General features: G+C 62.3%; 19 protein-coding genes and 1 other RNA gene. 9 read left to right on the top strand and 11 right to left on the bottom strand.

Translation table 11 applies throughout. The features are described from left to right. Window positions 1-2: 2 nt before the first annotated feature. Window positions 3-641, top strand: coding sequence for a response regulator transcription factor (locus AC3WS7_RS14465; RefSeq protein ID WP_296465673.1), 639 nt, complete (start codon window positions 3-5; stop codon window positions 639-641). On the opposite strand, the gene AC3WS7_RS14460 is transcribed toward AC3WS7_RS14465, so the two are convergent. From AC3WS7_RS14460 to AC3WS7_RS14450, 3 genes are read right to left on the bottom strand one after another with little or no spacing between them, the layout of a single operon-like run. Continuing rightward, a complete protein-coding gene (locus tag AC3WS7_RS14460; RefSeq protein ID WP_296465670.1) occupies window positions 638-2,581 on the bottom strand; it encodes a hybrid sensor histidine kinase/response regulator in 1,944 nt (647 codons plus the stop codon). The two genes, AC3WS7_RS14465 and AC3WS7_RS14460, sit on opposite strands and share 4 nt — an antisense overlap. After that, a complete protein-coding gene (locus AC3WS7_RS14455) occupies window positions 2,578-3,516 on the bottom strand; it encodes an ABC transporter substrate-binding protein (RefSeq protein WP_492656835.1) in 939 nt (312 codons plus the stop codon). The genes AC3WS7_RS14460 and AC3WS7_RS14455 overlap by 4 nt, the downstream gene beginning before the upstream one ends. Window positions 3,517-3,519: 3 nt before the next feature. Beyond that, complete coding sequence (locus AC3WS7_RS14450; protein WP_296465664.1) at window positions 3,520-5,460, bottom strand: TonB-dependent receptor plug domain-containing protein; 1,941 nt, start codon at window positions 5,458-5,460, stop codon at window positions 3,520-3,522. A 96-nt stretch (window positions 5,461-5,556) separates the two neighbouring features. Between AC3WS7_RS14450 and moaA the strand changes: the two genes are divergently transcribed. Together moaA and mobA are read left to right on the top strand one after the other, a co-directional pair. Continuing rightward, window positions 5,557-6,717 (top strand): GTP 3',8-cyclase MoaA, encoded by a 1,161-nt coding sequence (moaA, locus tag AC3WS7_RS14445; RefSeq protein WP_492656834.1) that lies wholly within the window; start codon window positions 5,557-5,559, stop codon window positions 6,715-6,717. Continuing rightward, complete coding sequence (gene mobA / locus AC3WS7_RS14440; protein WP_492656833.1) at window positions 6,710-7,354, top strand: molybdenum cofactor guanylyltransferase MobA; 645 nt, start codon at window positions 6,710-6,712, stop codon at window positions 7,352-7,354. The genes moaA and mobA overlap by 8 nt, the downstream gene beginning before the upstream one ends. Window position 7,355: 1 nt before the next feature. Here mobA and AC3WS7_RS14435 read toward each other — a convergent pair whose 3' ends face one another. The 4 genes from AC3WS7_RS14435 to AC3WS7_RS14420 form a co-directional block, all read right to left on the bottom strand. Continuing rightward, entirely contained in the window at window positions 7,356-10,406 is a 3,051-nt protein-coding gene (locus AC3WS7_RS14435) for an efflux RND transporter permease subunit (RefSeq protein WP_296465656.1), read from the bottom strand. Window positions 10,407-10,412: 6 nt separating this feature from the next. Then, complete coding sequence (locus AC3WS7_RS14430; protein WP_492656832.1) at window positions 10,413-11,606, bottom strand: efflux RND transporter periplasmic adaptor subunit; 1,194 nt, start codon at window positions 11,604-11,606, stop codon at window positions 10,413-10,415. Window positions 11,607-11,769: 163 nt separating this feature from the next. Continuing rightward, a complete protein-coding gene (gene rnhA / locus AC3WS7_RS14425; RefSeq protein WP_492656831.1) occupies window positions 11,770-12,222 on the bottom strand; it encodes a ribonuclease HI in 453 nt (150 codons plus the stop codon). Window positions 12,223-12,247: 25 nt separating this feature from the next. Next, complete coding sequence (locus AC3WS7_RS14420) at window positions 12,248-13,033, bottom strand: class I SAM-dependent methyltransferase (RefSeq protein ID WP_492656830.1); 786 nt, start codon at window positions 13,031-13,033, stop codon at window positions 12,248-12,250. Between AC3WS7_RS14420 and gloB the strand changes: the two genes are divergently transcribed. Next, on the top strand, window positions 13,032-13,802 hold the full coding sequence (gene gloB, locus AC3WS7_RS14415; RefSeq protein ID WP_492656829.1) for a hydroxyacylglutathione hydrolase: 771 nt from the start codon (window positions 13,032-13,034) through the stop codon (window positions 13,800-13,802). The genes AC3WS7_RS14420 and gloB overlap by 2 nt on opposite strands. Beyond that, window positions 13,799-15,394, top strand: coding sequence for a transglycosylase SLT domain-containing protein (locus AC3WS7_RS14410; RefSeq protein WP_492656828.1), 1,596 nt, complete (start codon window positions 13,799-13,801; stop codon window positions 15,392-15,394). Before gloB ends, AC3WS7_RS14410 begins: the two co-directional genes overlap by 4 nt. 54 nt (window positions 15,395-15,448) lie before the next feature. Here AC3WS7_RS14410 and AC3WS7_RS14405 read toward each other — a convergent pair whose 3' ends face one another. The 4 genes from AC3WS7_RS14405 to dnaX are packed head-to-tail and all read right to left on the bottom strand — an operon-like array spanning window position 15,449 to window position 18,864. Further along, the gene (locus AC3WS7_RS14405; RefSeq protein ID WP_492656827.1) at window positions 15,449-15,862 is read right to left on the bottom strand and encodes an MAPEG family protein; all 414 of its coding nucleotides are present in this window, start codon (window positions 15,860-15,862) and stop codon (window positions 15,449-15,451) included. Between the two features lie 45 nt (window positions 15,863-15,907). Beyond that, entirely contained in the window at window positions 15,908-16,498 is a 591-nt protein-coding gene (recR, locus tag AC3WS7_RS14400; RefSeq protein WP_296465637.1) for a recombination mediator RecR, read from the bottom strand. Window positions 16,499-16,523: 25 nt separating this feature from the next. Continuing rightward, window positions 16,524-16,856: a YbaB/EbfC family nucleoid-associated protein gene (locus tag AC3WS7_RS14395; protein ID WP_296465635.1), complete on the bottom strand. Its 333-nt coding sequence runs from the start codon at window positions 16,854-16,856 to the stop codon at window positions 16,524-16,526. Between the two features lie 43 nt (window positions 16,857-16,899). Continuing rightward, window positions 16,900-18,864 carry a DNA polymerase III subunit gamma/tau gene (gene dnaX, locus AC3WS7_RS14390; RefSeq protein WP_492656826.1) on the bottom strand — a complete coding sequence of 655 codons (1,965 nt, stop codon included), beginning with the start codon at window positions 18,862-18,864 and terminating at the stop codon, window positions 16,900-16,902. 74 nt (window positions 18,865-18,938) lie between these two features. Between dnaX and AC3WS7_RS14385 the strand changes: the two genes are divergently transcribed. The 4 genes from AC3WS7_RS14385 to AC3WS7_RS14370 all read left to right on the top strand — a co-directional run bounded on the left by AC3WS7_RS14385 (window position 18,939) and on the right by AC3WS7_RS14370 (window position 23,820). After that, window positions 18,939-19,994 (top strand): extracellular solute-binding protein, encoded by a 1,056-nt coding sequence (locus AC3WS7_RS14385; protein ID WP_492656825.1) that lies wholly within the window; start codon window positions 18,939-18,941, stop codon window positions 19,992-19,994. Then, window positions 19,991-21,721, top strand: coding sequence for a diguanylate cyclase domain-containing protein (locus AC3WS7_RS14380; protein ID WP_492656824.1), 1,731 nt, complete (start codon window positions 19,991-19,993; stop codon window positions 21,719-21,721). Before AC3WS7_RS14385 ends, AC3WS7_RS14380 begins: the two co-directional genes overlap by 4 nt. A gap of 41 nt (window positions 21,722-21,762) precedes the next feature. After that, window positions 21,763-21,858: signal recognition particle sRNA small type (ffs, locus tag AC3WS7_RS14375), an RNA gene on the top strand. Window positions 21,859-21,897: 39 nt separating this feature from the next. Beyond that, the gene (locus tag AC3WS7_RS14370) at window positions 21,898-23,820 is read left to right on the top strand and encodes a sensor domain-containing diguanylate cyclase (protein ID WP_492656823.1); all 1,923 of its coding nucleotides are present in this window, start codon (window positions 21,898-21,900) and stop codon (window positions 23,818-23,820) included. Window positions 23,821-23,840: the final 20 nt, after the last annotated feature.

Genomic DNA, 23,840 nt, shown 5'->3' with positions numbered 1-23,840 from the left:
CCGTGAAAATACTTGTGATTGACGACCATGCCTTGGTACGCGAAGGCCTGCACCAGGTGCTCAAAGGTCTGGACGAAGACGTCTCCGTGCTGCAGGCGGGCACCTGCGAGCAGGCCTTTGCCCTGGCAGAAAAGCATGTGGACATTGACCTGGTGCTGCTGGACTACCACCTGCCCGACATGACGGGCCTGCAGGCCCTGGACGTGTTTGGAAAAAACCATCCCGAGCTGCCCATCGTCATGCTGTCGGGCTCTGCCAATGTGCAAATCATGCGCCAGGTGCTGCAATCCGGCGCCTCGGGCTTTGTCACCAAATCCAGCCTGAGCGATGAGCTGCTGCACGCAGTGCGTTTGGTGCTCAATGGTGATGTCTATTCGCCGTCAGAGCTCAACAGTGACTTTGGTGCCCTGTCGTTTGACGGCGCCAATACCAAACCCCCCCTCACCCAGCGGCAGGAACTGGTGTTGCGTGAATTGCTCGACGGCCGCTCGAACCGGGAAATCGGCAGCTCGCTGAATGTGTCGGAAGAAACCGTAAAGACACACGTGACCTCCATCCTGCGCTACTTCGACGTACAAAACCGCACCCAAGCCGTCGTGGCAGCGGCCCGCAGCGGCTACCGCCCCACCTCAGCCGCTTAGGTCTCGGCGGCATCGTTCACCTCGGTTGCCATGGCCGATCGGCGCAGGAAGCTGCGCAGCTTGGCCGGACGCACTGGTTTGTGCAACAGCGTCAAACCCGCATCCTTGGCTGCCTGGATCAGGCCGGCATCCGTGTCGCCACTCATCAGACAGGCAGGAATCTCGCGCCGCGCGTGGGCCCGTACCATGGCAATCACGTCCAGGCCATTGCGCGCCTCCCCCAGGCGGAAGTCACTCAACACCACATCGGGGGCGGCGTACGCATTCACAAAATCCAGCGCCTGGGCCACGGTGGCGGCCGCGTTGACCACGCAGCCCCATGAGGTGAGCAAGTCGCGAATCGCTTCCAGTGCAAAGCCATCGTCCTCGATCACCAGCACGCGCATGCCTTCAACACCGCCCAGGCCCTGTGGGTCGACCAATGCCATGCTGACAGAGGCTTCCACCGCTTGGGCAGCAGGCAGGTGGATGGAAAAGCGCGTGCCACACCCCAGCGCTGAGCGCAGCGTGATGCTATGGCCCAGCAGCTGAGCCGTGCGCTCCACAATGTTCAGGCCCAGCCCCAGACCCTGGGCCCGGTCACGGCCTGAGTTTCCAACCTGGTAGAACTCCCGGAAAATATCTTCCTGGTGTGCGGGTGAAATGCCAATGCCGCTGTCCGCCACATCCAGGCGTACCTTGCGTCCATCGCCCACACGCCGACAGCTGATCATGACCGTGCCACGCTCGGTATAGCGGATTGCGTTATTGGCCAGATTCATCACCATGCGCTGCAGTAGCACCGGGTCGGTCATCACCCAGTACGGGCTGGGGCGTATGCGCAAACGCAAGCCCTTGCTTTCTGCCAGCGGCTGCAAGGCCTTGCGCAGGCTATGAAACAGCTCGCCCATATTGACCGGGCCCAGTTGTACCTGCACCGCGCCGGCGTCCAGGCGAGAGACATCCAGCAGACCATCGAGCAAATCCTGCATGGACTGCACCGAGGCTTCCAGGCTAGCTACCAGTTGGCGCGTCTGGGCGTCCAGCGGCAATTGCCCCAGCCGGGCGACAAACATGCCCAAGGCATGGGTAGGCTGGCGCAAGTCGTGGCTAGCCGCTGCCAGAAAGCGGGACTTGGCCAAGGTGGCGGTTTCGGCTTCTTCTTTTTTAAGCCGCAGCTCACGCGTGGCCGACTCGACGCGGAACTCCATCTCTTCGCGCCCCCAAGCCAGGCGCTGGGCCATCTGGTTCAACCGGGTCTGCAGGTCGTACAAAGGGTCGTTCGGACGTGACTCGGAGCTGGGCGTCAGGTCGCCCTCGCCAATACGCTCGATCATGCGGGACACACGCAGCACCGGGCGCACCACACCCTCCCCCATCCGGGTGGCCAAAATGCCCCCCAACACCAATCCCGCAAGGCCAATGCCCAAGGCCAGCACCAGCAGCTCGCGCTCGCGCGCCACCAAGCGCGCGCGCGACACTTCCAACACCACATGGCCAAACACCTCGGGGGCAGAGCCCTGCGCGCCAGGCGAGGGGGAAAACAGATCATCAATGGGCACATTGCCCGAGGTCACCTCCACCACCACCACGTCAATGCTGTCGCCAAGCTGTTGGCGGGCGTAGGCTGAACTGCTGGCTTCCTTGAGTCCGTTGTAGTGCAAAAGGCCGGAACTTGCCAGCATGCGGCCGTCCACATCAAATACAGCGACAGAGCGCACATCCGATTCGCGCTGCAGGCCGGCCAACACCGTTTGAAGCGCGGCCACATTGCCAGAAAACAGGCCGTATTCACTGGCCAGCGCGACTTGGCGCGCCATCAGGCGGGTCCGCAGGCTATGTGATTCATCAAGGTCGGAAATGCGGCTGGTCCAGAACACCGAGACGAGCGCCAGCACCACCAAGGTGACCGGCACCAGCGCTGCGGCCAGCATGCGGGTGCGAATACCCGGGAACATCATGGGCGTTTCTCCAAGCGGTGCAGACGTTCGTTCAAGACCGCCTCATCCAGCGACATGCCCAGTGAGCGGGCAACGTGTTCATTCAGCGCCACACTGAACTCCAGCGGGTACTGCGACGCAGGCACCGCCCCCCCCTGAAGCACGGTGCGCGCCATCGCCCCCGCCTGCACACCAATCTGGCGCGGCGTACTGTAGACCGCCAACAAGGCGCCTGCTTTCACATACGCCGGGGAAAATGCCATGACCGGCACACGTGCGCGGTAGGTAGCCAGCAAAATATTCGAGATGGTGCTGCTGTTGTAAACCTGCGGATCGGCCACGGCAAACAGCACATCAGCGCCATCGAGTACGGTTTTCAGCCCAGCAAACAGGTTGGCCGACGATGGGACGGACCCCGCGACCAGTTCGATACCCCGGACCTGGGCTGCGGCCTGCAGATTCGGCTGCTGCGCCAACGACTCCTGCCCCCACAGTACCCCCACACGCTTGACCTCTGGCAAGGCCAGGTGCATCAGGTCAAGCTGGCGGCCAAAGGGCTGATCGAGGTACACCGCCACCGCAGGGGCAGCGGCCCTGCCGGGACTGTCCCGCAGAATGCGCTCGAAGCCCAAACGCGGAATCAGGGCTGACACCAGTGTGGGACGCCCCTCGCGCTGCAAAGCGCGGGCCAGGGCATCGGAACCCAGCGTGATCCAGACCTTGGCGGACAGCGCCGCCCCCAGATCTCCCGCCGCCAGTTCGGATGCATACAGTTGCAAGATATCCGTGCGCCGCACCCCCAACCTGACCAGCTCGGCAACAGCAGCCTGGCTGGCATCGTGGTAATTGGGACTTCGCTCACTGCTAAGGACCAGCACCTCCGCCGCAAATGCCCCGGGCGCGCCCCACAGCGTCCAGCCGAGCAAGATGCCACCGAGCGCGCGTGCCCACCCCATGCGTCAGTGATCCACCCGCAACGACACAAAGGCGCGGCGGTCAAAGAAGAATTTGCGGTCACCGTCTCGATAGGGCTGGTCCACATTCTGGACGACAAAAGCCAGTTCGGCCTTGTGTTTGCCAAAACGCAAGGGCTGGGCCACGCGGATATCCGTGCGCCCCATCGAGTAGAGACGGTCACTGCCAGACATCAGTCCAATATCGTCGGACTGCTGGTGCATCAGCGACAAGGTGGTCCCGGAGGACAAGGTGTGCACCGCCATCAGCGATGCGGCATAGCGGGCAGCCCCATGGGTGGTTTTGAAGCGCTCCGCACCTGCAATCTGGGTCCAGGTTTGGGTGGCAAACAGCTGGGTAGCGGTCGAGGGTTTCCATTGAATCTGGTGTTCGACGCCGGTGATGCTGAAGTTCTCGATGTTCCGGTAGTCCTCCGGAGAAACACCGCTTGGGCGCTCGATGCCATCCGTAATACGTTCATCAAAAAAACGGACGTCCCCCGAAATGCCATGTGGTGCGAGGTTGTAGTTGTAGCCCAACTCACGGGTGTAAATTTTCTCGGGCAACAGGGCTCCGCTGCTGAGCACCGTGGTGAGGGGTTGGGTGCCATTGGCATCGTAATAACGCACGGCGGCATACTTCTCGTAGGCACTCGGTGGGCGAAAGGCGCTCGATACCCCGGCACGCAGGGTGTGGCCCGCAAACACATGCCAATTGAGCATCAGGCGCGGGGAGAAGGTGCCGCCGCCCATATCGCTTTGCTCGGCCATTGCGCCGACATTCAACACCCAATCGGGTTGCAATCTCCACTCCACGCTGCCAAACAAGCGTGAGAAGTTGGAGACCACCTGCTCACGGGTGTCGAAACTCGAATGCGAGGTCACCTGCTCGCGCCGCAACTCTGTTCCCCACACGGATCGCAGGCTGAGCGAGTGCACCACGGTGTGTTGCAGTGTTAGGGCATCGTTCTGCTCCTGACCGCCAAAGTCCACCAACGCACCGAAGTAGTTGATCCCATTGATCAGGCCGGTGCTCTGGTAACGAAAATTGTCTTTGTGGGTATTTTGGGTCCGAGAAAAACTCAGTTGCACATCCTGGTCGCCGTCCAGCGGCTTGCGCCAGTCCATCTGCACAAACTGGGAGCCCAAGAATCGCATGCGCTGGACATTGCCGGGCGAGTCCGCAGAACCACGCCCCGCATCAATGCCCAAGGCCCCCACACGCATGTCGAGTTCCGCGCCGCCCCCCGTGTCCCAGGACGCAACGGCATTCACGCGGGAGACACGGTTGCGACCATAGGCCGCGCGCAGCCCCTCATCCCCCCGCGAGTCCACACTAATGCGGTAAGTCGCCCCGGGCAGCCCCCAGCCGATGCTGGCGCCTGCATCAGCCACCATGTTGTCACCCATGGTCATGGTTGCTGCTGACCCTAAATCCCGAACATCTCTGGAGATGATGTTGATCACGCCCAGAAACGCGCGTGCCCCGTAGGTGGCGGAATTGGACCCCCGCAGTATCTCAATGCGGGCAATATCGTCCAGCGCCAGGGTCTGCAAACCCAGTCCCGCAGAGCCCTGCAAGTGACCGGAGTACACCGAGCGCCCATCCACCAGCACCTGAATGCGGTTGGCCCAGTCATCGCTGCGCCCGTGGTAGGAGGCCAGTGGGGCATCGGTCTCAAAGGACGTAGTCGTCTGGAAGCCCGGCACCATGCGCAGAAGGTCTGCAACATCGCGCGCCCCCGACATGCGGATGAACTGGCGGTCCAGAATCGTTACAGCCCCGGGCGCCTCATCCAGTGGCTGGGCCAGCCGTGACACCGACAGCACCACGGGCACCTCGCCCAAAAAGTCGCGCTCACTCACCGCGCTAGCCTGGGAACCACTTTGGGCTCGGGCTATCGCGCAGGCGGCTGACAACAACAGGGGTAAGAGTTTGGAGGACATGGTTTCTTCTCCAACGACAGGTTTTGTATTTCTTGTACTGCCTCGATTTTGCACTGCGATTCATCCGACGCCGCAGAAGCGTGGACAATAGAGCGCATGGCAGAACCCGGCAATTTGCGCATCGTACCCTTGGTGGACCAACGCACGCGGTCTATCCCCGTGAGCAGCCTGCCCCCAGATCCGCGTGCGTCAGACCCCGGACAGACCGGCTTGAGCGATGTGCTTGGCCGCCCCTTGCGGGATTTGCGTATCAGCGTGACAGACCGCTGCAACTTCCGCTGCAGCTACTGCATGCCCAAGGACGTGTTCGACAAAGATTACCAGTACCTGCCGCAAACGGCGCTACTGAACTTTGAAGAAATCACCCGCCTGACCCGCCAGTTTGTGGCGCAAGGGGTACAAAAAATCCGCCTAACGGGTGGCGAACCCCTGCTGCGCAAAAACCTGGAAATACTGGTGGCACAACTGGCGGCCCTGCGTACGCCCGAGGACCAGCCCTTGGACCTGACCCTGACGACCAACGGTTCCCTGCTGGCCAAAAAGGCTCGGGCCTTGAAAGAGGCCGGCCTGCAGCGAGTAACCGTCAGTCTGGATGGGCTGGACGATGCCGTATTCCGGCGCATGAACGATGTGGATTTTCCGGTCGCCGACGTGCTGCGCGGCATTGAAGCCGCTCAGGCAGTAGGCCTGGGGCCTATCAAAGTAAATATGGTGGTCAAGCGCGGCACCAACGAGCAGCAGATCCTGCCCATGGCCAGGCACTTCAAAGGGACGGGAATCGTGCTGCGCTTTATTGAATACATGGACGTGGGCGCCACCAATGGCTGGCGCATGGATGAAGTGATGCCATCGGCCGAGGTGGTTCGCCTCCTCCAGACCGAGTGGCCCATGCTCACACTGGGGCACGCCACGCGCGGAGAAACCGCACAGCGCTGGGGCTACGCCAACGCAGCGGGGCACCATGACACAACAGCGGGAGAGATTGGAGTGATCAGCAGCGTCACCCAGGCTTTTTGCGGCGACTGCAACCGGGCACGCCTCTCCACCGAAGGACAGCTCTACCTCTGCCTGTTCGCAGGCCAGGGCTATGACTTGCGCAGCCTGCTGCGCGATGGCAGCCCGGATGCCCAATTGGGGGCCGCGATCCGCCAGATCTGGCACCAGCGCAGCGAACAGTATTCCGCCTTGCGCAGTGCCCTGCCCCCCGGCAGCGGGCCAGGCGTGCGCCGCGTGGAGATGAGTTATATCGGTGGTTGATTCTCGCCCCCCATCTGCCGCGCCCGCCAACACCTTGTGCGTGCTCCTGGCGGGTGGTCAAGGCCAACGTATGGGAGGGGCCGACAAGGGGCTCCAGCTCTACCGGGGCCAGGCATTGGCCGCGTATGGCCTGCAGCGCCTTCAGGCGCAAAGCTGGGGGCCAGCGCAACACATGGGCATCAGTGCCAATCGCCATGCGCAGGAGTACGCAGCACTGGGTTACCCGGTCTGGGCCGACGAGCGCACAGGTTATGGCGGACCTTTGGAGGGCATCTGGTCGGCCTTTCAACATGCAGCGGCGCTGCCCCCAACCATGCACTACCTGCTGATCGTGCCGTGTGACACGCCACATATTCCGCTGGACCTTGCATCGCGCCTTGCAGGCACACTGGAAGCCACACAGCGCCACGCTGCAGCGGCCCGCGCCAACGGACGCACCCACCCTTTGGCATGCCTGCTATCCACCCAGCTGGCACCAGACCTCCACCATTACCTGAACAGCGGGCAACGCAAGGTGCAAACCTGGCTGGAAGCCAGCGGGGTGCAATGGGTGGACTTTGACGCCCCCGCCTATCCAGCAGATGCGTTCGATAACTTCAATACCCTAGCGGACTTAGCCTTCAAGGCACCTGGCTAAATCAGACCGGGTCTTTCTTCGCACCCGGTGCGTGTTTGCGGGCCAGCAAGGTGTACATGGTAGGAACCACAAACACCGTCAGCAAGGTCCCGACTGACATGCCGCCCACGATCACCCAGCCGATTTGCTGGCGGCTCTCGGCCCCGGCGCCCGAGGCCAAGGCCAGCGGAATAGCGCCCAGGACCATGGCGCCAGTGGTCATCAGGATGGGGCGGATACGCTGGGAGGCCGACTGCTGGATAGCCTGCAAAGTCTGCATGCCCTGCTCACGCAACTGGTTTGCAAATTCCACCATCAAAATGCCGTGCTTGGTAATCAGGCCCACCAAGGTGATCAGGCCAATCTGGCTGAACACATTCAAAGTCCCGCCTGACCATTTCAGGGCGACCAGTGCGCCTGCCATAGACAAGGGAACACTGAGCATGATGACCAAGGGGTCCACAAAACTCTCGAACTGGGCAGCCAGCACCAGAAAGATGAACACCAAGGCGAGTAAAAACACCAGCGTCAAGGAATCTGAAGACTTGCGAAACTCGCGGCTGGAGCCATTCACATCCGTTGCATACCCTGGTTTGAGTACCTTCTTGGCCGTGGCATCCAAGAAGTCCAAGGCCTCGCCGAGCGAGTAATCAGGGGACAAGTTCGCCGTAACGGTCGCGGAGCGTCGCTGGCCAAAGTGGTTCAGCTCCCTCGGCACCACGACTTCTTTGATTTTGACCAGGGCAGACAGCGGCACCATGGCATCCCCCTTGGCACGCACAAAGATGTTCTCAATGTCATCGGGCGTATCTCTCCCCGTCGCCGCAGTACGCACCACGACGTCGTACTGCTCACCATCCCGTTTGTAGCGGGTCACGTTGCGCCCTCCCAACACGGTTTCAATCGAGCGCGCAATCACATCCACCCCGACCCCCATATCTGCGGCCCGCTCGCGGTCTACTTCCAGCCTGAATTCGGGCTTGTTGAGTCGCAAATCGGTATCCACTTGCAAGAAACCAGGGTTTTTCGCCAACTCATCCTGAAACGCACGCACCGCCTGTGACAGGTTCTGGTAACTCTCGGAGGTGATGATCACAAAGTTGACAGGGCGCTGGGTAAAGCCCTGGCCCAAAGACGGCGGTGTGATCGGGAATGCTGTGACCCCGGGCATGCCGGACACGCGGGGGGTCATCTCACGCGCCATCTCCACCGTCGTCCGCTGACGCTCTTCCCAGGGCACGGCCCGAAAAAACACATTCCCCTGGGCCACTGTGGGGCTACCGATGTTCGCAAAAATCCGGTCAAACTCCGGGAAGCCCTCCCCCACCTTTTCGATGGAGCGGGCGTAGCGGTTGGTGTAATCCAGCGTGGCACCATCGGGAGCATTGATCTGCGCCAGCACCACCCCCCGGTCCTCCATGGGTGACAGTTCGCGTTTGATGGAACCCATCACCGCCCAGGTCACGGCCCCACTCCCCACCATCACCAACACCACCAGCCAGCGGTGGCGCAATGTCCAAGCCAGTACCGTGCCGTAGCCTTTGGTGAACGACTCCAGCGCATGCTCCATGGTGCGGTCAAACCAGCTAGGGCGTGGGTTGTGGCGCAACAGCACCGAGGACATCATCGGCGACAAGGTCAAGGCCACCAGACCCGACACCAGCACGGCCCCCGCCAGCGCCAGCGCGAACTCGGTAAACAGGCGCCCGGTACGGCCCGGTGCAAACGCCAACGGCACGTAGACCGCCACCAAGGTCAAGGTCATGGCCACAATGGCAAAGCCCACCTCTCGTGCGCCCTGGATGGCAGCCTGGAATGGTGGTACACCATCTTCAATGTGCCGGTAAATGTTCTCCAGCATCACAATGGCATCGTCCACGACCAGACCAATGGCCAACACCAGCGCAAGCAAGGTCAGGGTGTTGATGCTGAAACCGGCCAAGGCCATCAACGCAAAAGCGCCAATCAGCGCCACCGGAATGGTGACCAGCGGAATGATCGCCGCACGCAAGGTGCGCAGGAAGACAAAAATGACCAGCGCCACCAGCACAGAGGCTTCGACAATCGTCTGGTAGACGGCTTTGATGGAGCGATCAATGAAAACAGAGTTGTCATTGGCAACCTCCACCAACACCCCCGGTGGCAAGTCTTTCTGGATCTTCGCCATCAGCGCGCGCACCCCCGCCGACAAATCCAGTGGATTGGCGGTCGCCTGTCGGACCACGCCGACCCCGATCGCATCCTTGCCGTTGAGGCGCACACTGGAGCGCTCCTCCGCCGGGCCCTGCGCCACGCGGGCGACGTCCCCAATGCGCACAGGAAAACCGTTCACGGTTTTGACAATCACCTGGGAAAATTCGCCGGGTCGGCTCAGGTCGGTCGCGGCGGTCACATTGAATTCGCGCAAGTTGCTTTCAATGCGTCCGGCAGGAACTTCCAGGTTCGAGCGGCGCAAGGCGTCCTCCACATCCTGGATCGTCAAGCGAAATGCCGCCAGCTTGGCGGGGTCCAAAGATATCTGCATGGAGAACTTGCGTTCTCCGGAAATTGTCACATCGGCAGCACCGGGGGCGGTCTGCAAGATCGGTTTGACCAACGTATTGGCCATTTCCGACAACTGCAGGGCATTGTGGGTATCGGAGCTCAAAGACAAAAAAATCACCGGAAACGCATCGGCTTCGACCTTGGCGATGACGGGCTCGTCAATCCCTTGGGGCAGGCGCTGGCGCACGCGGGAGACCTTGTCCCGCACGTCGGCGGCAGCAGAATCAGCATCACGCGACAGCGCAAAACGGATGGAGATCTGGCTGCGCTCCTGGCGGCTGCTGGAGGTGATGACGTCCACACCCTCAATCCCCGCCAGGGAATCTTCCAGTACCTTGGTCACCTGGGCTTCGACCACTTCACTCGATGCGCCGCCAAACCGCGTGGTCACCGTCACGACTGGCTCATCAATCTTTGGGTACTCCCGGACTGACAGGCCGGTGAAAGACACCGCACCAATCAACATGATGAGCAAAGACAACACGGTCGCGAAGACCGGCCGACGTATGGATGTTTCAGCCAATTGCATGGTGTATCAGCCTCCAGACGCGCGTGGTGCGGACGCACTACTGGCCGGCGCGGACGCGGCAGCCCCCTTGCCCAGCTCGACGATACGCACAGGCGTTCCATCGCGCTGCAAACGCTGTTGGCCCGCCACCACAATGGTTTGCCCTTCGCTCAGGCCTTCCCTCACCTCCACCTTGCCCTGACGACGCACCCCCAGCCTCACTTCCTGTCGCTTGGATACCCACTCCGTATTGGCCGGTACATTGCTTGCGGCAGGCACATCCGATGGTGCAACCACCAGCACCACAAATTGCTTGCCCCCCTGCGGGACCAAAGACTCTTCGGGCACCACCAGTGCGGCGTCATTGACGCCAAAAATTGCCGTTACCCGGGCAAACATGCCAGGCCGCAGCGGCGCACCACCAGAGCCCCCGGACCGCTCTCCGCCTGTGTTGGGCAACACAGCCCGCACACCGACTGAGCGGCCATTGGCATCCAGGAGCGGGTCGACCGCCTCGATGCGCGCCTTGAACGCCTGACCGGGAAATGCGTCCAGGGCCAGTTCCACCACCTGACCGGGGCGCAGCTTGCGCTGGTAACGCTCGGGCAGCCGGAAGTCCACCAACATGCTGCCGATGTCCTCCAGATTAACCAGATCCGCGCCATCCTTGACGTAGTCACCCACGTTCACCGCACGCAGGCCCACCGTTCCATCGAAGGGCGCAACAATCGCCATGCGCCCCAGACGGGCCTGCACCAGCGAGAGTTGGGCCTGCACGACCTGTAGGTTGGCGGCACTTTCGTCCAACACGCGCTGGGCCACAAAGTTTTGCGCGAGCAACTCCTGGTTGCGCTTGAAGTTGGCCTCGGCAATCGACAACTGGGCCTGGGCCTGGCTGAGTTCTGCGCGTTGCAGGGTGTCATCCAACTGCACCAGAAGTTGCCCCTTGCGCACTTGCGCGCCGTCTTTGAATCCCAGGGTCTTGACACGCCCTGCCACCTCCGGACGCACCATCACACTCTGGCGCGAACGCAAGGAACCGACCGACTGTGCATCATCTTGCAGAGTGGTGCGCATGACCTTGGCAACTTCGACCCCGGCAATACGCGGCGGAGCAGAGGTCGTGGAGCCACCCGCGGTGGGGCCATGGCCACCAACCATTTCCTTGGGGCCCTGGGGCTTGGACTGGTACCACCATGCTGCACCAGAGAGCGCTGCCATACCAACAATTGCGACCGCGGAGTAAACAGCTTTTGATGCCATGAAAAAAAGTGATTTTGGGGGTTGAAAACGGGCTAACCGCCGATAGTAGCCCTTGGACGTGACACCGGACGCGCCAATACGCAAGCCCCGTGCCTGCGTATTGGCATTCACGCTGCGCGAGCTAGCACCGACCCAGTGCTTTGTCCACGCCCCGGTTGGCCAAAGCATCGGCGCGCTCATTCCCGGGGTCACCGGCATGGCCCTTCACCCAGCGCCAGTCAATGGTATGGCCTGCAGTGCTGACCAGTGCATCCAGTTGCTGCCACAAGTCCACGTTCTTGACGGGTTGTTTGGCTGCCGTCTTCCAGCCCTTGGCCTTCCAGCCCACCAGCCATTCGGTGATGCCCTTGAGCACGTACTGGCTGTCCAGGTGCAACACCACACTGCAGGGGCGTTTGAGTGCCCCCAAGGCCTGGATCACGGCCATCATTTCCATGCGGTTATTGGTGGTGCCTAACTCCCCGCCAAACAACTCCTTTTCACTCCCGTCCGGCGAACGCAGCAACACGCCCCAGCCACCAGGCCCCGGATTGCCCTTGCAAGCGCCATCCGTATAAATCACCACTGAATTCATGCTCTGAGTCACTTTCCTTCTACTTTCATTTTTGTGTAAACCCGGGCCGCTGGCTGCGCTGCACCACCGGAACCGGAGCACCGGCGCCTGCCGATGCCGTTTTCCATGCGGGACCCAGCAAGCGCATGCCACGCACACGCTTAACGGCCACCAAAAAATACGCAGCCCCAACGATGGGCCACCAGCGCGGCCCCGCGCGGTCCATCCAGGCCCAACGCTCCAGCCAGGTCTCACTGCGCACGGCCGGCCGGTAGCAGCCAAAGCGGCCCTCTTCCACTTCAAAGCCCAACAGGCGCAGCCAATCGCGCAAGCGCCAATACCCAATAAATTCCCCGCAATCGGGCAAAAACAGGTCGCCTGCGCCCAGTCGCCGCAAGGCATGGGCCCGCCGCTGCCGAAGCCCCCACAGACTTACAGGATTCAGGCCACATATCACCACGCGGCCTTCGGGCACCAGCACACGCTCCACTTCCCGCAAGGTGGTGTGAGGGTCTGCACTGAGCTCCAGGGTATGGGGCAGCACAACCAAATCCAGGCTGCAAGCCGAGAAAGGCAGCGCAGCATAGTCGGTTACCAACGTGGTCGGCGGTATCGCAATGCCGGGCACCGCCTCCGGCGTGGGCATGCCGAGCCATTGGTGTGGCATGCGATTGGCACGCAAGCCCTGCAACTGCGGAACCCCCAACTGCAGCGCGTGGTACCCAAAGATGTCGGCCACTGCGGACTCCAGCTGCGCATCTTCCCAGTGCAGCAAGTACCGGCCCGCTGGCGTCTGGAACCAGTCGTGCAAACCTATAATTTGGTCGCTCATGACGTTAATACCGCTACCCGCGTTTTCAGACAACTATGTCTGGATGTTGCACGATGGACGAGAAGCACTGGTGGTGGACCCGGGAGACGCTGCGCCTGTGCTGCAGGCCCTGCAGCAGGAAGATCTCGAACTGCGCAGCATTCTAGTCACCCACCACCACGCCGACCACACCGGCGGCATACATACCTTGCGTGACACCACAGGCGCCCAAGTCTGGGGCCCGGCCCGGGAATCCATTCCGGCCCCTTACCAGCCGCTGGCGCAGGGCCAGCAGCTGACCTGCCTGGGTTTGAGTTTCGAGGTCCTGGATGTACCGGGCCACACCGCCGGCCACATTGCTTTCTACAGCGCAGACATGGAGGGCGCACCGCTCCTATTTTGCGGCGATACCTTGTTCAGCGCAGGCTGCGGTCGCCTGTTTGAAGGTACGCCCGAGCAAATGGAAGACTCTCTGCGGCGCTTGGCCATGCTGCCGGCCGCCACCCGGGTATGCTGCACCCATGAGTACACCCTGAGTAACCTGCGTTTTGCCTTGGCCGTAGACCCGGACAACACCGATTTGTTAGCCTACCAGGCCCATTGCCAAGCCCTGCGTGACCGGGGACTCCCCACCTTGCCGTCTTCGATAGACTTGGAGCGGCGTATCAATCCTTTTTTGCGCACCAGTGCGCCCCCCATTCTTGCCGCCCTGCACGCGTTTGACGCCGCCGGGCTGGCCCACGATGGCGCCTTTGCCACGCTGCGGCGTTGGAAGAACGAATACCGATGAATTTTTTGAAAATCACCAGCCTGCTGGCCGTGGCTTTGCTCACCGCTTGCGCCAGCACCACCCAGCCTCTGGCCCCCCAGGCTACCAGCGCCTCCGCCGATGGCAACAGCACCCCATCCGCAGAGGCTCTGAGCCTGCAAACCAGCCGAGAGCTGCAGCGCAAGGCGCCTGCTGCAAGGAACTCTCCCGCAGAACGCAGTGCCAACACGCCCCCCCTGAGCAGGGTCGACGCGCAAACCCTGCTGTCCTCACGCCCTGTGGTGGCCCTGGCCCCACCTGCCGACTTGTGGGAGCGTATCCGCCGTGGCTATGGCATGCCCGACCTGGACACCGAGCTGGTGCGCGACCGGGAGCAGTGGTACAGCAGCCGCCCTGACTACATTTTCCGCATGACGGAGCGTTCCAAAAAGTACCTCTTCCACATTGTTGAGGAGCTGGAGCTGCGTGGCATGCCCACCGAGCTGGCCTTGCTGCCTTTTATTGAAAGTGCCTTCAACCCCCAGGCAGTGTCCAGCGCCAAGGCTGCTGGCATGTGGCAATTCATGCCTGCCACCGGCAAGTACTTCGAGCTCAAACAAAACGCCTTCCGCGATGACCGCCGTGACGTTCTGGCATCCACCCGCGCCGCACTGGACTACCTGCAAAAGCTGCACGGCATGTTTGGTGACTGGCACTTGGCGCTGGCGGCCTATAACTGGGGCGAAGGCAGCGTGGGACGCGCCATTGCCAAAAACAAGCGCGCAGGGCAGGCAACCAGTTACCAAGACCTGAACATGCCCATGGAAACACGGTTTTACGTGCCCAAGCTACAGGCGGTCAAAAACATCGTGTCAAACCCGGTGCAATACAGCTCCAAGCTGCCCCTGATCGACAATCACCCCTACTTTCAAACGGTGACTCTCCAGCGAGACATCGACCTCACCCTGGCCGCCAAACTGGCCGAAGTGGACTTGGCGGACTTCAAGGCACTTAACCCGTCCATCAACCGCCCCGTGATCCTGGCCGCGGGCACCCCGCAAATCCTGCTGCCCTGGGACAATGCCGAGGTGTTCCAGTCCAACCTGGAGGCCTATGGCAGCAACCGGCTGGCCAGTTGGACCGCATGGGTCGCACCCACCACCATGCGCCCTGCCGACGCTGCCAAACGTGTCGGCATGTCAGAAAGCGATCTGCGCAGCATCAACAACATCCCCGCACGGGTCGTCATCCGCGCAGGCTCCACGCTGCTGGTGCCACGCAGCGCACACATGGCCGACGTGACGGAAAGAGTGGCCGACAACGGCCAGCTAACCCTGGCCCCAGAAGTGACCTTGCGCCGCACCAGGGTGCGCGCCGCCAAGGGTGAGACGGTGGCCAGCGTGGCACGCAAGTACAAGGTGACTGCGAGCTCAGTGGCCGAATGGAACAAGGTCAGTGCCAGTGCCGGTTTCAAGGCGGGCCAGCAGATTGTGTTGTTTTTGCCTGCCAAGGCACGCAGCAAAACCAGCACGGCCCAAGCCCGCGGCAAAGCCACGATTGCCAAAAGCCCCGCGAAGGGCAAGACTGTCACGGCAAAACCACGCAGCACCGCCACCAAAGTCGCCAAGAAGTAGTAAGCCAAGGCTTCCTTCGCTGGCAGGTGCAGCCCGCCGGGCTGCGTCTGTAGGTCAGCGGTAACCGATCAGCAAAATGGCCACGTTGCAGGCCAACCCCAGACCCCAGACCAGGGAGCGCGCCGTGCCCATGCCCGCCACATACATCATGATGTAGAGCATGCGCAGCACGATGAACAAAAAGGCCAGAATGTCCAAACGTGCCTGGTGGGCACCAAGCTGGTGGGCAATGATGACCGCACCAATAAAAAACGGCAGTGCCTCAAAGCTGTTGGCCTGTGCGGCATTGGCGCGGGCCCGCCAATCGGTCTGGCGTGCCAGCCACTCGCGCGGGTTCACATTGTCGTAACCGCCCTCACGTCGGGGCACATTCAAACGCCCCGACTTGGCCAGCCCGGCACAGGCGATGGGTAGCAAGGCGGCAATCAGCACGCACCAGTAAGCAACCGTGAAATGGGTGTATTGCATGAACAAACTACTTTCAAGAAACAAGCCTGGCGAGCCACGCGCGCACTAGCGACGATCCACCAGGGCGTGGGCAATGGTGCCCAGGTCCACATACTCCAGCTCGCTCCCCACCGGCACGCCGCGTGCCAGGCGCGTGGGTTTGAGACCACGCACCTTGAGCCCCTCGGCAATCACGTAGGCCGTGGCCTCGCCTTCGGCGGTGAAGTTGGTAGCCAAAATCACCTCCTGCACCAAACCGTCACAGGCCCGCTCAAACAGCTTCTTCAGGCCCAGGTCGTTCGGCCCCACGCCGTCCAGCGGACTGAGCTTGCCCATCAGGACGAAGTACAGGCCCTTGTAGGCGCCGGTACGCTCCATGGCGGCCTGGTCAGCCGGTGTTTCCACCACGCAGAGCTGGCTGTGGTCACGCCGCGGGTCCAGGCAGGATGCACACACCAACTGCTCCGTGAAGGTATGGCAACGCTCGCAGTGCTGCACCTGTGTACTGGCAGCTTGCAAGGCCTGTGCCAGCAGTTGGGCACCGGGGCGGTCATGCTGCAGCAAATGAAAGGCCATGCGCTGCGCCGACTTCACCCCCACACCAGGCAGACGCTTGAGCGCCTGGACCAGTGCGTCTAAGGCATTGGTATCGGACACAAATTATTCAGGAGGGTGACGACGCTCAGAACGGGAACTTCATGCCACCCGGCAAGCCGGGCATGCCAGCGGTGAGCTTGCCCATTTTCTCGGCCGAGGTCTCCTCGGCCTTGCGCACGGCAGCGTTGAAAGCCGCCGCCACCAGGTCTTCCAGCATGTCCTTGTCATCGGCCAGCAGGCTGGGGTCGATCACCACGCGCTTGACATCGTGCTTGCAGGTCATGGTGACCTTCACCAGTCCGGCACCGGACTCACCGCTCACTTCGATATTGCCCAGCTCGTCCTGGGCTTTCTTCATGTTGTCCTGCATCGCCTGGGCTTGTTTCATCAGGCCGGCGAGTTGTCCTTTGTTGAACATGGATGTCCTTGCGTAAGAGAAAGAAAAAAAGGGGGTACAGGCCTCAGAGGGGCCGTAGGGAGCCGGGCACGATTTTCGCGCCAAAGTCCCGCACCAGGGATTGCACAAACGGGTGGTCGTTGATTATCTTCTCTGCCGCCACTTGCTTCTCAGCCGATGCAGCAGCGTTGCGCCGACTGGGGTTGTCGGTCACCCGCCCCACCTCGACCACCAGCTTGACCGCAAACCCGGCAGCGGCCAGTGCAGCGGTCAGCCGGTCGCGCGTGCCGGGCTGATTCAGCGTCTCGCGCTCCAGGCGCAGCAGCCACTGGTCCGTGTCGCGCGCGATCAGCTGCGATTGCAGCGCCAGCTCACGGACCATGGCGGTGATCGCCTCGGTCTGGATGAGCTGCTGCACGGTGGCATGCCAGAAATCGCCCTCTTCGGTGGGCAACAGCACCTGTGGGGCTTGCGTAGCTGCCACATCCGATCGACTCTCCGTCTGCGTCCGCACCGGAACTGCTACAACTTTAGTAGCTGCTGGCGCAGATACGACGGGGGCTAGAGGCCTATTTTGATCCTCATAGAGATCGGAGGGCTCTTCGTCGTCCGGGCCACTGTCGCGCACGGTCAGCACCTGTCCGGGAGGGATCTCTGCAGGGTCCTGGGCTGCGGCGGGCTCGGGTATCGCGGGCGCCTCTTCCCAGGGCTGCACCACCGGGGGGCGTACCACCACGGCAACAGCCACGGGCGCCGCAGGCGCGGGCACCGAAGCCGGCACGGCAGCGGGAGCGACCACCGGACGCGCAGCAGGCATCGGCACAGGTGCAACAACAGCGGCTGCGGGAGCCGCTGCAGACGCAGTGCGCACCGGCGCAGCGGCGTCAGTTAGAGTTTTTTTTTCAGCCAGTGGCGCTGCGCCAGTCTGGGGTTTGAAGGCCAGCAGACGCAGCAGCACCATGGTCAGTGCGGCATATTCGTCCGGTGCCAGGCCCAGGTCGGCACGGCCATGCAGGCAAATGCTGTAGAGCAGCTGGGTTTCATCGGCAGGCAACAGGCCGGCCAGGCGAGCCGTATCCGCCGCTTCGGGATCGCTATCGTCGGCAGCGGCCGCCCCCCCCATGGCCTGCAACACCGCCATGCGTTGCAGCACGGTGGACATTTCTTCGAGGGTCGAGGCCGCGCTCAGGCCGTTATGGCGCAGGGCCTCGGAGGTTTCCACCACCGTCTTGCCATCGCCCAGTGCCAGCGCCTCAATCAGTCGGAACACATAGCTGCGGTCCACACTGCCCAGCATCTGGCGCACCGTGGCCTCTTGCAACTGGCCCGAGCCAAAGGCAATGGCTTGGTCGGTCAGGCTCAGGGCATCGCGCATGGAACCACGCGCAGCGCGGGCCAAGAGGCGCAGAGCCTGCACTTCGGAGCTGACCTGCTCCACCTCCAGCACCTTGGTCAGGTGTTCACGGATGGTCTCGGGTGCCATGGGGCGCAGGTTGAACTGCAGGCAGCGCGAGAGCACGGTGACCGGCACCTTCTGCGGATCGGTCGTGGCCAGCACAAATTTCAAATACTCGGGCGGCTCTTCCAGCGTCTTCAACATGGCGTTGAACGCCGTGTTGGTGAGCATGTGCACCTCGTCGATCATGAAAACCTTGAAGCGCCCCTGCACCGGTTTGTAGACCGCCTGCTCCAGCAGGGCCTGCACCTCATCCACACCGCGGTTGGATGCTGCGTCCAGTTCGGTGTAATCCACAAACCGACCGCTATCAATATCAGAGCATGCTTGGCACACTCCACAAGGGGTAGCGGTGATTCCGCCATTGCCGTCAATGCCCTGGCAGTTGAGCGACTTGGCCAGGATGCGCGACACCGTGGTCTTGCCGACGCCCCGCGTGCCGGTGAACAGGTAGGCGTGGTGCAGGCGCTGGGTGGTCAGCGCGTTGGTAAGGGCTTGCACCACATGGTCCTGCCCCACCATTTCGGTGAAGTTGCGCGGACGGTACTTGCGGGCGAGCACGAGGTAAGACATCCACCGATTCTAGTGCGCCAACCCAGCCACTCTCAGTTAGACTGGAAGCCCACAAAGACCACCCACCCACTCACGTGCCCACTTTGTTGAGAAGCAGCTTTTTAAGGTTGGCTTTTGCGCTGGCGGCCTGCCTCTTGGGCAGTACAGTGCATGCCGGTGGCACCCTGCGGGTGCTGGCCTGGCCGGGCTATGCCGACCCTGACATCGTCAAGGCCTTTGAGCAGCGCACGGGCGCCAAGGTCGAGGTGAGCTACATCGACACGGACGAAGCCCTGTGGGCCCGAATTGCCAAAAACCACGGCGGCGACTTCGATGTGTTTGCGGTGAACACCGCCGAGCTGCAGCGCTACATTCAACAGGCGCTGGTCGTTCCGATCAATCCGGGCGCGATCACCAACACCCGGCGCCAGTTGCCCCAATTTCAGGCCCTGCAGAAAATTCCTGGCATCGTGCACGGCGGCAAAGTGTTTGCCATGCCCTACACCTACTCGGAAATGGGCCTGATCTATGACCGCCGACAGGTCAAGACCCCGCCCACTTCCATCCAGGCGCTGTGGGACCCGCGCTACCAGGGCAAGGTGTTGGTCTACAACGGTGGGGCCCACAACTTTGCGCTGGCTGCACAAGCCATGGGCAGCCGCACCCCGTTTGCACTGCAAGCGTCGCAATGGGAAAGTGCGGTGCAGCAGCTGATTGCCCTGCGGCGCAATGCGCTGACCTTCTACAGCCAGTTGGACGATTCGGTGAACTGGTTCCAAAGCAACAAGGCAGCGCTGCTGTTTGCCAACTACGGCTCCCAGCAGTTCAAACAACTCCAGGCCGCCGGGCTGGACGTGGGTTATGCGATTCCACAAGAGGGTGCACTCGCCTGGCTGGACTGCTGGGTTATCACCCGCGGTGCCAAAGACACGGCACTGGCAGAGGCTTGGATCAACTACACCCTGGAAGACGGCCCTGGCAAAGTGCTGCAGGACCGCCAGGGCTTGGCCAATACCACCGCACCCTCGCCCTACCTGGGGCCACAGGACAAGCTGATCTGGCTGGAACCGGTGGAAGACGTGGATCGGCGCAACCGGCTCTGGAACCGTATTGTCTCTGGCGACCGCGCCAGCAAGGTGCTGGCGCCATGAGGTTCGGCATCCGTGCCCGCTTGACCTTGGTGCTGGCCCTGGTGGGCTTGCTGGTGGCGGGGCTGACAGGGTTTTACGCCTATCACGTCAGCCGCAGCCTGCTGGTGCAGTCGTCGCAAAACGAGCTTCTGCTGTCTACCCAGGTCTTGGCACGCCGCATTGCACTCACGCGCCAGGAGGTGTCCCGCAACCTGATGGTGCTGGCCTCCCATCCAGCGGCGCAGACCTCGCTGCAAGCCCACTCCGCCGTCGCACAAGCGCAGTTGGCCACGCTGTTCAAAGTCCTCATGGCCGCCAACCCGGCCTACCTGCAAATCCGGCTGATAAGCGCCCAAGACCATGGCCTGGAACGGGTGCGGGTGGACCGCGACAGCGGGACGCTACAGGAAGTAACGGGCGAAGACCTGCAGGAAAAAGGCCACTTTGCCTATGTATCCGAGACCCTCAAGCTCGCCTATGGCGAAACCTACCTCTCGCCGATCGCGATTAACCACGAACAAGGCTCCCATGCAGGCCTGGATCGCCCCACGCTGCAATTGGCCACACCGGTCAGCGATGCAAATGGCAAGGCGCTTGGGCTGCTGGTCATCAATCTGGACCTGGACGGCATGTTTGCGCTGCTGTCGGCCGACCTGCCCGAAGACTTTGCCCTCTACCTGGCCAACCACCGTGGCGACTACCTGATCCACCCCGACAGCACCAAGGCCTTCGGGTTTGACAGGGGCCACCGTGTGCTGGTGCAAGAGGAATTCACAGCCACCGCCGCGCTGGTGGACCAACGCGCTGAAAACCTCGTCTTGCAGGCAGACCAAGGGCCGCATGCCTTCGCCCCCTTGCTCGCAGCCTTTGTCGGACGCCCCGTTCTGGCCAACAGCGAAGAGACGCGGCTGATCCTCGGACTGGCCCGCCCCCTGGAAAGCGTGCTGAAACAAACCGACCAGTTGGGACGCACCATCGTGCAAATCGTGATTCTGGTGAGCCTGGCCTGCGCGCTGCTGGCAGTCCTCGTGGCGCGTGCCCTGACCCGCCCCATCAACAGCATGATTGCCGCGGTGCACCGCTTCTCCAACGACAACAAAGTCCTGCCCTTGCCCGTGGAGCGCAGCGATGAAATTGGCACCCTGGCACGCAGCTTCGCGCGGATGCAAGGCCAGATCCGCAAACAAATGGACGACCTGCACGACAGCCGGGAGGAGCTCGAACACCTGGCCCAGCACGACATGTTGACCGAGTTGCCCAACCGCCGCATGTTCATGGACCGGCTGAAGCAGGCGATTGCCCGGGCCCAGCGCACCGAAGAGGATTTCGCCCTGCTCTTTATCGACGTGGACAACTTCAAGAACTTCAACGACAGCCTGGGCCATGCGGCGGGGGACGCCGTGCTCAAGACCGTGGCCCTGCGCCTGGCCAGCAACACCCGCAAGGTGGACACGGTGGCACGCCTGGGCGGCGACGAGTTTGTGGTGATGATTGACAACTTCTCGGAGCGCAACCTCATTGCCGCGTTCACCGAGAAGCTGCTGGCCGCCCTCAAGGCCCCCATGGAATTTGAGGGCCACACGCTGTGTGTGGAGTTCAGCATCGGCATCAGCCAGTTCCCCGAAGATGGCAGTACGGCCGAAGAAGTCATCAACAACGCCGACCGGGCCATGTACCGCACCAAGGCCGGGGGCCGCAACGGCTACCGCTTCACGTCGGATGCCAACACCCAGCCCAACCTGCTCTGATCCCTGCGAAACAGCTCGGCGCTTTAGGTACAATGCGCGTTGACGGGCCTTCCCGCATGGTGAAGCGGCCAACCGGGTCAGGTGGGGAACCAAGCAGCCCTAACTGTGGAGCCAGTGCCGGGGTCAGGCTCGTCAACCCCCATTCCATCCCCTGCCCCCCCTGAGGATTTCCGGGAATGACTCTCAACGCGTGTTCCCGTTGGGTTGGTGCTGTGCTGCTGGCATGTGGCGCAGCGGTGGCCGCCTGGGCCCAGGCACCGGGTGAGCGCCCTGATTTCCCCACCGTTGCCCTTACCGACAATACGCCCGGGCGCCTCGAGTTAAGCCCCCATCTGGCCTATTTGGAAGACCCGGGACGCAAGCTCTCCCTGGACCAGGCCAGTGGCCCGCTGCAGACCTGGGTCGGTATGGACCGCACCAGCCCCAACTTCGGCTTCACCGATACGGCCTATTGGTTCCGTTTTGCGCTGGACAACCGCACGGGCAAAACCCAGCAGCGCCTGCTGGAGCTCCCCCGCGCCTTCATCGACGACGTGCGCCTGTTCCATCTGCAAGACGGCCTGCTGCTGACCAAATACGCACTGGGGGATGAGCAGCCCTTTGCCCAGCGCGTGGTTCAGCACCAAAACTTCGTGATGCCGCTCACCGTGGCACCCGGTGTGCACCAGATCTACCTGCGCCTGGCGTCCAGCGGCACCATCGAGGCACCCCTGCGCCTGTGGGAACCCGCTGCCTTCCATGCCACGGCGGCCAAAGAATATCTGCTGGCCGGCGCCGTGCTGGGCATGCTGGTGGTGATGATCGTCTACAACCTCTTCATCTACCTCTCCACCCGGGACATCAACTACCTCTACTACATCGCATTTGTCGCGAGCTACCTGATGTTCTGGAGCACCTTGTGGGGCTACACCTTTGCCTACGTGTGGCCCAAAGAAATCCGTTGGAACAGCATCGCGGTGCCGGTGTTCATTGCCACGGGCGGCGTGGCAGCCTGCCTGTTTGCCGACAGCTTTCTCAAGCTGCGCCGCTTCTCGCGCCCGGCGCACTGGGGCGTACTGGGGCTCGCGGGCATCAGTGCCTTGTTATTCGTGGGGGCCTTTGTGCTGCCCTACCCCCTCATCATTCGCGTGACGTCCGCCATGATTCTGGTCGTGTCGGTGGTGGCGCTGGTGTGTGGTTACTGGCGCTGGTGGACCGGCGCGCGTTTTGCACGGTTTTATTGCCTGTCCTGGACCTCGGTCTTCGTCGGAGTGAGCGTATTGACGATCGGCAAGTTCGGCCTACTGCCCGCCAACTTCTGGACCGACAACGCCTCGCAAATCGGCATGTTGCTGCTGGTGCTGCTGCTGTCCTTCACGCTGGCCGACCGCATCAACACCGACCGCAGCCTGCGCATCAACGCCCAGGCCGTGGCACTGGCCCACGCGCACAAGGCCCGCGCCTCACAAAAAGCCTTGATCGATTCCACCGCCCAGGCCAACCGCGAGCTGGAAAGCCGCGTGCTGGAGCGCACCAACGAATTGCACGATGCGCTGGAGAAGCTGCAGACCGTGAATGCACAGTTGCAGCGCCTCTCCAACACCGACGCCCTGACCCAGGTGGGCAACCGCGCCTACTTTGACGAAGCGCTGAAGACCGAGCACAAACGCGCCAGCCGCCAAAAGCAACCTCTGGCCCTGCTGCTATTTGACATCGACCACTTCAAGTCCACCAACGACACCTGGGGCCACCCCGCGGGTGACGCCTGCCTGCGCTACCTGGCCGACTTTCTGCGCAGCAAGGTGTTGCGGGCTGGCGATGTGCTGGCTCGCTACGGTGGCGAGGAGTTTGTGGTGCTGCTGATCAACAGCACCCTGGGCGACGCGCTGGACGTGGCCGAAGAGTTGCGCGCCGAGATCGCAACCCTGGAGATCCCCATCGAGGGCCGCAACCTGCGCATCACCGCCAGCTTTGGCGTGGCCAGCGCCATCCCCGCCAGCCAGACCTCGGCCGCCACGCTGGTGGCCGATGCCGACAAAGCCCTGTACGAGGCCAAACACCACGGCCGCAACTGCGTGCGCGCCGCCGCGCCCCGCATCAGCGCCCCACAGAGCAGTTAAATGCTATTGTTTTAGGAGCT

Source organism: Rhodoferax sp. EU05-FHT12H12 (assembly GCF_058791215.1).
This window is presented reverse-complemented; position numbering and strand designations above follow the sequence as displayed.

Coding starts and splice junctions, on each gene's coding strand:
- AC3WS7_RS14460 (WP_296465670.1), bottom strand. CDS start 2,581: ATGATGTTCCCGGGTATTCGCACCCGCATGCTGGCCGCAGCGCTGGTG.
- AC3WS7_RS14455 (WP_492656835.1), bottom strand. CDS start 3,516: ATGGGGTGGGCACGCGCGCTCGGTGGCATCTTGCTCGGCTGGACGCTG.
- AC3WS7_RS14450 (WP_296465664.1), bottom strand. CDS start 5,460: ATGTCCTCCAAACTCTTACCCCTGTTGTTGTCAGCCGCCTGCGCGATA.
- moaA (WP_492656834.1), top strand. CDS start 5,557: ATGGCAGAACCCGGCAATTTGCGCATCGTACCCTTGGTGGACCAACGC.
- AC3WS7_RS14435 (WP_296465656.1), bottom strand. CDS start 10,406: ATGCAATTGGCTGAAACATCCATACGTCGGCCGGTCTTCGCGACCGTG.
- AC3WS7_RS14430 (WP_492656832.1), bottom strand. CDS start 11,606: ATGGCAGCGCTCTCTGGTGCAGCATGGTGGTACCAGTCCAAGCCCCAG.
- rnhA (WP_492656831.1), bottom strand. CDS start 12,222: ATGAATTCAGTGGTGATTTATACGGATGGCGCTTGCAAGGGCAATCCG.
- gloB (WP_492656829.1), top strand. CDS start 13,032: ATGACGTTAATACCGCTACCCGCGTTTTCAGACAACTATGTCTGGATG.
- AC3WS7_RS14420 (WP_492656830.1), bottom strand. CDS start 13,033: ATGAGCGACCAAATTATAGGTTTGCACGACTGGTTCCAGACGCCAGCG.
- AC3WS7_RS14410 (WP_492656828.1), top strand. CDS start 13,799: ATGAATTTTTTGAAAATCACCAGCCTGCTGGCCGTGGCTTTGCTCACC.
- AC3WS7_RS14405 (WP_492656827.1), bottom strand. CDS start 15,862: ATGCAATACACCCATTTCACGGTTGCTTACTGGTGCGTGCTGATTGCC.
- AC3WS7_RS14395 (WP_296465635.1), bottom strand. CDS start 16,856: ATGTTCAACAAAGGACAACTCGCCGGCCTGATGAAACAAGCCCAGGCG.
- dnaX (WP_492656826.1), bottom strand. CDS start 18,864: ATGTCTTACCTCGTGCTCGCCCGCAAGTACCGTCCGCGCAACTTCACC.
- AC3WS7_RS14380 (WP_492656824.1), top strand. CDS start 19,991: ATGAGGTTCGGCATCCGTGCCCGCTTGACCTTGGTGCTGGCCCTGGTG.
- AC3WS7_RS14370 (WP_492656823.1), top strand. CDS start 21,898: ATGACTCTCAACGCGTGTTCCCGTTGGGTTGGTGCTGTGCTGCTGGCA.